General features: G+C 65.3%; 8 protein-coding genes. 5 read left to right on the forward strand and 3 right to left on the reverse strand.

Annotated elements, in window-relative coordinates; all coding sequences use genetic code 11:
- Positions 1–50: 50 nt before the first annotated feature.
- The 3 genes from IWX77_RS12965 (at position 51) to IWX77_RS12975 (ending at position 2,166) form a co-directional block, all read left to right on the forward strand.
- Entirely contained in the window at positions 51–653 is a 603-nt protein-coding gene (locus IWX77_RS12965; RefSeq protein ID WP_196844941.1) for a histidine phosphatase family protein, read from the forward strand.
- Positions 654–949: 296 nt separating this feature from the next.
- Complete coding sequence (dapB, locus tag IWX77_RS12970; RefSeq protein ID WP_196844924.1) at positions 950–1,726, forward strand: 4-hydroxy-tetrahydrodipicolinate reductase; 777 nt, start codon at positions 950–952, stop codon at positions 1,724–1,726.
- Complete coding sequence (locus IWX77_RS12975) at positions 1,723–2,166, forward strand: hypothetical protein (protein WP_196844925.1); 444 nt, start codon at positions 1,723–1,725, stop codon at positions 2,164–2,166. The genes dapB and IWX77_RS12975 overlap by 4 nt, the downstream gene beginning before the upstream one ends.
- 15 nt (positions 2,167–2,181) lie before the next feature.
- Here the strand turns inward: IWX77_RS12975 and IWX77_RS12980 are convergent, their stop codons facing one another.
- The 3 genes from IWX77_RS12980 to IWX77_RS12990 form a co-directional block, all read right to left on the reverse strand.
- On the reverse strand, positions 2,182–3,072 hold the full coding sequence (locus tag IWX77_RS12980) for a TIGR01777 family oxidoreductase (RefSeq protein ID WP_196844926.1): 891 nt from the start codon (positions 3,070–3,072) through the stop codon (positions 2,182–2,184).
- 9 nt (positions 3,073–3,081) lie between these two features.
- Positions 3,082–3,513 (reverse strand): OsmC family peroxiredoxin, encoded by a 432-nt coding sequence (locus tag IWX77_RS12985; protein ID WP_196844927.1) that lies wholly within the window; start codon positions 3,511–3,513, stop codon positions 3,082–3,084.
- A 165-nt stretch (positions 3,514–3,678) separates the two neighbouring features.
- A complete protein-coding gene (locus IWX77_RS12990; protein ID WP_196844928.1) occupies positions 3,679–3,987 on the reverse strand; it encodes a hypothetical protein in 309 nt (102 codons plus the stop codon).
- A 128-nt stretch (positions 3,988–4,115) separates the two neighbouring features.
- Here IWX77_RS12990 and thyX point away from each other — a divergent pair, with 128 nt between their 5' ends.
- Together thyX and dapA are read left to right on the forward strand one after the other, a co-directional pair.
- Complete coding sequence (gene thyX / locus IWX77_RS12995) at positions 4,116–4,826, forward strand: FAD-dependent thymidylate synthase (protein WP_297414701.1); 711 nt, start codon at positions 4,116–4,118, stop codon at positions 4,824–4,826.
- Positions 4,827–4,861: 35 nt separating this feature from the next.
- On the forward strand, positions 4,862–5,839 hold the full coding sequence (dapA, locus tag IWX77_RS13000) for a 4-hydroxy-tetrahydrodipicolinate synthase (protein WP_196844930.1): 978 nt from the start codon (positions 4,862–4,864) through the stop codon (positions 5,837–5,839).
- The last annotated feature ends 316 nt before the right edge of the window (positions 5,840–6,155 follow it).

Genomic DNA, 6,155 nt, shown 5'->3' on the forward strand with positions numbered 1-6,155 from the left:
TTCTGCACATTCCGGCCCGGCCGGACTCCCGAACTTCGAAATGGACAATGATGCCCCAGTACATCTATCTGGTACGCCACGGCGAGCAGCAGGACGCCGAACATGGTCTGCACGATGGCCCGCTGTCGCCCCGCGGCAAACGTCAGGCGCTGCTGATCGCCGACCGGCTCAGCGGTGTGCCGTTCACGGGTGCCTGGCATTCGCCGCTGCAGCGGGCCGCTGAAACCGCCGAACTCATTACCGAGCGGCTGCCAGCCCTGCACAGCGAGCCGACGGCGCTGCTCTTCGACTGCATTCCCTCCGGTCGGGCAGCCGAAACACCCTCGGCCTACGACCCGTTTTTCGGCTCGGTCACCGACGATGAGATCGCTGCGGGACGGGCCCAAATGGAAGACGCCGTCGCCGAATTTCTGCAACCGCGCCGTAGCCAGCGGCACGACCTGCTGATCACCCACAATTTCGTGATCGCCTGGTTCGTGCGTGAAGTGCTCGGGGCCCCCGACTGGCGCTGGGTCGGCATCAACCAGGCCAATTGCGGCCTCACCGTGCTGCAGCAAAAGCCCGGCCGCCCGTGGACGCTCGTCACCCATAACGACCTCGGTCACCTGCCGGTCGAGCTGCGTACCGGGCTGCCCGAACCACTGATGTTCTAAGAGTCCAGGCGCTTGCGATACCAATGCGTCGCATTGGGATTGTCGTTGTACGGATGGACGTTCTCGTACCCGGCGCTCTGATAGAGCGCCCCGACGGCGGTGCGAACTGCTCTGCCGTCTGGTAGGTCGGGTGGTACGTGCCCTGGGATTGTCGAAACGACAGCTCGGGACTGCGAAAATATTCGGTGAGCAGGGTGAGGGCCGCAGTGTCTCTGACCGACGCGGCGTGAAACTGAGGCACTTCCGTAGGCTGTTGCGCAAACCGCGATGCCGCGATCGATTGGTAGATTGGTTATATGACAACGACGGTGGCCATTATTGGTGCAACGGGCAAGATGGGCCGCCTGGTTTCCGACCTGATCGACCGAACCGAGGGCTTCGAGGTCGTCGCCCGGCTGGACTCGCGCAGCGAGCTGAGCGAGATGCTCGGTGCGCAGATCGCTGTCGACCTGACCCGGCCCGACGTGAGTCGGGACGTCGTCGATTTTGCGACCGAGCATGGTGTGCGGGTGCTCGTCGGTACCTCCGGCTGGAGCCAGGACGGCATCGACTCCCTCACCCGACGCCTTGCCGGCCGCGACGATACCGGGGTCATCATCATTCCGAACTTCTCGATCGGTTCGGTGCTCGCGACGGCGTTTGCGGCCCTGGCTGCCCGTTTCTACGACTCCATCGAGATTGTCGAGGCACATCAGCCCTCCAAAGTCGATTCACCCTCGGGCACGGCCGTGCGTACCGCCGAACTAATCGGCCGGGTGCGCGCCGAACTCGGCCCGGTCTCGGCGCCGCACACCGATCAGCGTGCGCGCGGCCAGCAGGTCGCTAGCGTGCCCGTGCACAGCCTGCGCCTGTCCGGTTTACTGGCCCGCCAGGACGTGTTTCTCGGCGGCACCGGGGAAACCCTCACGATCAGCCACAACACGCTGTCACCGAGCGCCTACGAGAGCGGCATTCTGCTGGCTCTCGCCGCAGCGCGAACCATTCGGGGAGTCACGGTCGGTCTTGACCAAATCGTCGATCTGGGCTTCCGTTCGGCCGCTGCTACCGCCAACGAGTCGGGGGCCTCCAAATGAAGGGCAAGGTTGCTGTCGTCCTCATGGCGGTGCTGCTCGTCTTCTACCTGGTGTTGGTCGGGGTGCGCGCCGTGCTCTTCATCCAAAGCGGTGAGCCGGTTGGCATCGCCATCGGGCTCGCGCTGCTCATTCTGCCGCTGATTGGTTTTTGGGCGCTCGCGCGTGAGGTTGCGTTCGGCATCCGCTCGGAGCGTTTGGTACGACGGCTCGGCGAACTCGGCGAGCTGCCCGCCGCCAACCTGCCGGTGCGCCCGAGCGGTCGCCCCTATCGGGACGCGGCCGACGAGCAGTTTCCGGCCGCGCGGGCCGCGGTCGATGCCGAACCCGAGAACTGGCACGCCTGGCTGCGCCTCGGTCTGGCCTACGACGCGTCGGGCGACCGCAAGCGCGCTCGCGGCGCCATCCGTACCGCGATCGCCCTCGAGCGCACCCCGAAGTAGCGGCAGGCCGGCCGACTACGGTTGGCGCAACATCCAGGCTATCGCCGTGGCCGGCGTGCGATGGGCGAACTCGAACCCATCGTCCAAGAGTTTCTGGGCGCTGACCTGCTGGTCGGCAAGCAGCAGCTGGCGGGCGGCATCCTGCAGCAGCAGGGTCAGGATCGGTTTGGGGACCGCCAGCAGGAACGGGCGGCGCACTGCGGTGGCGAGAGCACTGATGATGTCGTTGGACGTCGCCGGGGTCGGCCCGACCAGGTTGACCGGGCCAGACAGTGTTGAGGTCAGCAGGTGCACGATGGCGGCGGCCTCGTCGTGCAGGCTCACCCAGGCCCAGTGCTGGGTTCCATCACCGAGAGGTCCGGCGAGGCCGAGTTTAGCCAGGGGCAACACCGGTTTCAGCGCACCACCCTTGGCAAGTACCAGGCCGGTGCGCAGCATCACCACCCGGGTTGGTTCGGGCGCGAGCCGCGCCTCTGCCTCCCAGCGGGTGACGACGTCCGCGAGAAAATCGGTTCCAGCAGTGGATGCCTCGCTCAAGACTTCCCCCGGACGATCCCCGTAGATTCCCACCGCGGAGCCGTTCAACAGAACGGTCGGCGGCGTCACGGCCCGGCCGAGAGCGTCGGTCAGCGTGCGGGTGGCCTGCAGACGGGAGCGCAGAATTTCTTTGCGGTACCCGCTTGTCCACGGCAGTCGGGCCAGCGACGCCCCCGACAGGTTGACAACGGCGTCGATATCGTCGAGCACGCTCGGATCCAAAACCAGGGCGGCCGGGTCCCAACGAATTTCATTGGTTCCCAAGGCCTCCCGCCGCACCAGTCTGACGGGGGTGTGGGCAGCGGCGGCCAGCTGGCGGCTCAGCTCACTGCCGATGAGGCCGGACGCTCCGGCGATCAAAACGCGCACGGGAGCGACCTAGGCCAGCTCGGCCTCAATGGTGATGGGAATCCCGGCGAGTGCCTTCGAAATCGGGCAGTTGTCCTTGGCGTCCTGGGCGAAGACCTCGAACTCGGCCTCGGTCAGACCGGGAACCTTTGCACTGACCAGTAGGTGGCTGCCGATGACGCCGGTGCCGGCCGCGAACGTGACGGCGGCTGTGGTCTGGATGTTCTCCGGGGTGTGGCCGGCCGATCCGAGGGCGTTGGCCAGGGCCATCGAGAAGCAGGAGGCGTGGGCGGCGCCGAGCAGTTCCTCGGGGTTGGTCGTGTTCGAAACGCCTTCGGCGCGGGCCTTCCAGTTCACCGAGAATTCGGCGGCGTGCGAGGAATCGAGGGTGACGGTACCGGAACCGGTCGGAAGATCGCCGGTCCAGACGGTGGTTGATTCACTGGTGAGCGTCGTGGGCATGGTGTTACCTCCAGGTGGTTGAATTCCACCCTAACCGTCGGACCTGCCCCGTGAACGAGTCTCGTCTGGGAATTTCCTGAGAGCCAGTCGACACGCCCGGGCGACGCGAAGGACGTCGCACCGGGCATGTCCTGGTCAGGTTGGAGTGAGCGTGAGGGTGGCGGTTCAGGCGTTCCCGAACGTTCGGCCGGCCCGGTGGGTGAGATCCACGTCCACGTGCACCACGCCCGGTCGGGACTCGGCCACGGCTCCCAGCAGACGACGGGTGCCCGGGCAGCGGGCGCGCAACTCGGTTGAAAACTGCAGCAGGGTGGCGGCGGGGCCAAACGTGATCGTGGCGGCGACATCCGCTGGGGTGATGACGTCGCCGGTCAGGCGGGCCACTGGCCCCTGGCGTTCCCGCCAGACCAGGCCCAGAACGGTTGTCGCAGCCAACAGGGCCAACAGCAGTCCGATCGCTTCGAGTGGGTTCATGATGCCGACGTTACGTGGGCGCGAGCACGCTCGAGGGACTATGACGGCACATTGCGGGCGCGCGGCGGCGTTTGGGCCGGCAGACCGGCTAGCCTGAGGCCGTGTCTGAAATTGAGTTCCGATCCGAAATGACCGTGGAGTTGGTGCGCGCCAGCGCCCACGACTCGGACGTGTTGTTCGCTGCCCGGGTGTCGACCCTGGGGGAGCAGACCCTGGAGCAGAGCCAGCTCGACGGCTCCGAAAGCGAGGCCGACGAGAAGCGTGACCGCGGTCTGATCAACTACCTCATGCGCGACCGGCACGGCTCGCCGTTCGAACACAACTCGATGACGTTCTACGTGCGCGCGCCGATTTTTGTGTTCCGCGAGTTCATGCGGCACCGCATCGCCTCCTACAACGAAGAGTCGGGCCGTTACCGGGAGCTCAACCCGGTGTTCTACGTGCCGTCTGCAAAACGCAACCTCGTGCAGGTCGGCAAGCCGGGCGCCTACGACTTTCTGCCCGGCTCGATCGAGCAGACCGCGCTCGTGCAGCAGCAGACCCGCGCCGCCGCGATTCACTCCTACGAGGCTTACCAGCGGATGCTCGAAGCCGGCGTCGCCCGCGAGGTCGCCCGTATCGTGCTGCCGCTGAGCATCTACTCCTCGATGTATGTCACGCTCAACGCGCGCTCACTCATGAACTTTCTCAGCCTGCGCACCAAGCGTGGGGGCTCCTCATTCCCGTCGTTCCCACAGCGCGAGATCGAAATGTGCGCCGAACAGATGGAAACTCATTTCGAGAAGCTCATGCCGCTCACCTACGCCGCCTTTAACCAGAACGGCCGAGTCTCCCCCTAGTCAGCTGTGAGCGGGAAAGCGATAGCCTGTTCTGCGTGTCTACCTCTACGAATCCCTTTGGCCAGGTGCTGGTCGCGCTGGTCACCCCGTTTACCTTTGATGGCGAAGTGGACTGGGCCGGGGTGGAGAAGCACATCGACGACGTCATCAATGCGGGCGCCGATGGCATCGTCGTCACGGGCACGACCGGTGAGACGAGCACCCTGACCGACCCGGAGAAGATCCGTCTGGTCGAGGTCGGCAAGTCGGTTGCGAACGGCCGTGCCAAAATCATCACCGGCGGTGGATCCAACGAGACCGCACACGCCATGCAGCTCGCCCGCCAGAGTGAAAAGGCCGGCGCAGACGGCAACATGATCGTCACCCCGTACTACAACAAGCCCACGCAGGCTGGCATCCTCACCCACTTTCGCATGATTGCGGACGCGACCGATCTTCCCGTCATTCTCTACGACATCCCCGCCCGCACCGGTGTGGCGATCGCCTACGAGACCATCCTGCGCGCGGCCAAGCACCCCAACATTCTGGCGATCAAAGACGCCAAGGGCGACTTCGCGCAGGCCAGCCGGGTGCTCAACCAGACCAACCTCATGTACTTCTCCGGCGACGACCCCAACGTGCTCGGCCACCTCGCCATTGGCGCGACCGGCCTGATCGGCGTCACCGGCAACATCACGGCGACCCCATATCGGCACATGGTCGACGCGGTCAACCGGGGCGACCTCAAAGTCGCGACCGCCGCACACCAGATGCTCGAACCGCTCGTGCGGGCCGTCAGTACCCACGTTCCCGGCACCGTCGCCGTAAAGTACATCCTGCACGGCCTCGGCCGCATCGGCAGCCCGCGCGTGCGGCTGCCCCTGGTCGGCCCCGAGGACTCCGAAGCCGCCCAGATCGAAGACGAACTGTCGCTGGTCGTGGACATTCCCGGCGTGGACTTCTCCAACTTCCGCCCGGACCGCAACGCGGCCGCCGGCGGATCGCTGCCCAAGGTTGCCGGCACCACCCGTTAGGCGTGCGCGGCGCTGTGTGCCGTTGTGATTGTCGAATCTGCGAGAAAGATTCCTACTCGAGAGTCATCGATCCGCGTGAGTACTTCTCGCTAACGCGGTAGTCCGCCCGAATACAACTTCGCACAGAAATCAGATTATATCTGAGAATCCCTCGACTCTGGCTCATGGTTTTGGTAGAATGAAACCATGAGCCAGAGCGGCGACACCCCCGAGCCGGGCTCCGTCGATCCGTTCGTTGCGGCGTACGGATGCTCGCCAGTGTCGGTCGCGGAACGCCTCGAGTTCGAAACATTTTGGGCCCAGTGTGAAACCGACT

The sequence above is a fragment of the Cryobacterium sp. CAN_C2 genome (assembly GCF_015751745.1).
GTDB lineage: Bacteria > Actinomycetota > Actinomycetes > Actinomycetales > Microbacteriaceae > Cryobacterium.

Bases quoted from the DNA above. Each gene is read 5' to 3' on its own strand.
- IWX77_RS12975 (WP_196844925.1), top strand. From the start codon at position 1,723: ATGAAGGGCAAGGTTGCTGTCGTCCTCATGGCGGTGCTGCTCGTCTTC.
- IWX77_RS12965 (WP_196844941.1), top strand. From the start codon at position 51: ATGCCCCAGTACATCTATCTGGTACGCCACGGCGAGCAGCAGGACGCC.
- dapB (WP_196844924.1), top strand. From the start codon at position 950: ATGACAACGACGGTGGCCATTATTGGTGCAACGGGCAAGATGGGCCGC.
- IWX77_RS12985 (WP_196844927.1), bottom strand. From the start codon at position 3,513: ATGCCCACGACGCTCACCAGTGAATCAACCACCGTCTGGACCGGCGAT.
- IWX77_RS12990 (WP_196844928.1), bottom strand. From the start codon at position 3,987: ATGAACCCACTCGAAGCGATCGGACTGCTGTTGGCCCTGTTGGCTGCG.
- thyX (WP_297414701.1), top strand. From the start codon at position 4,116: ATGACCGTGGAGTTGGTGCGCGCCAGCGCCCACGACTCGGACGTGTTG.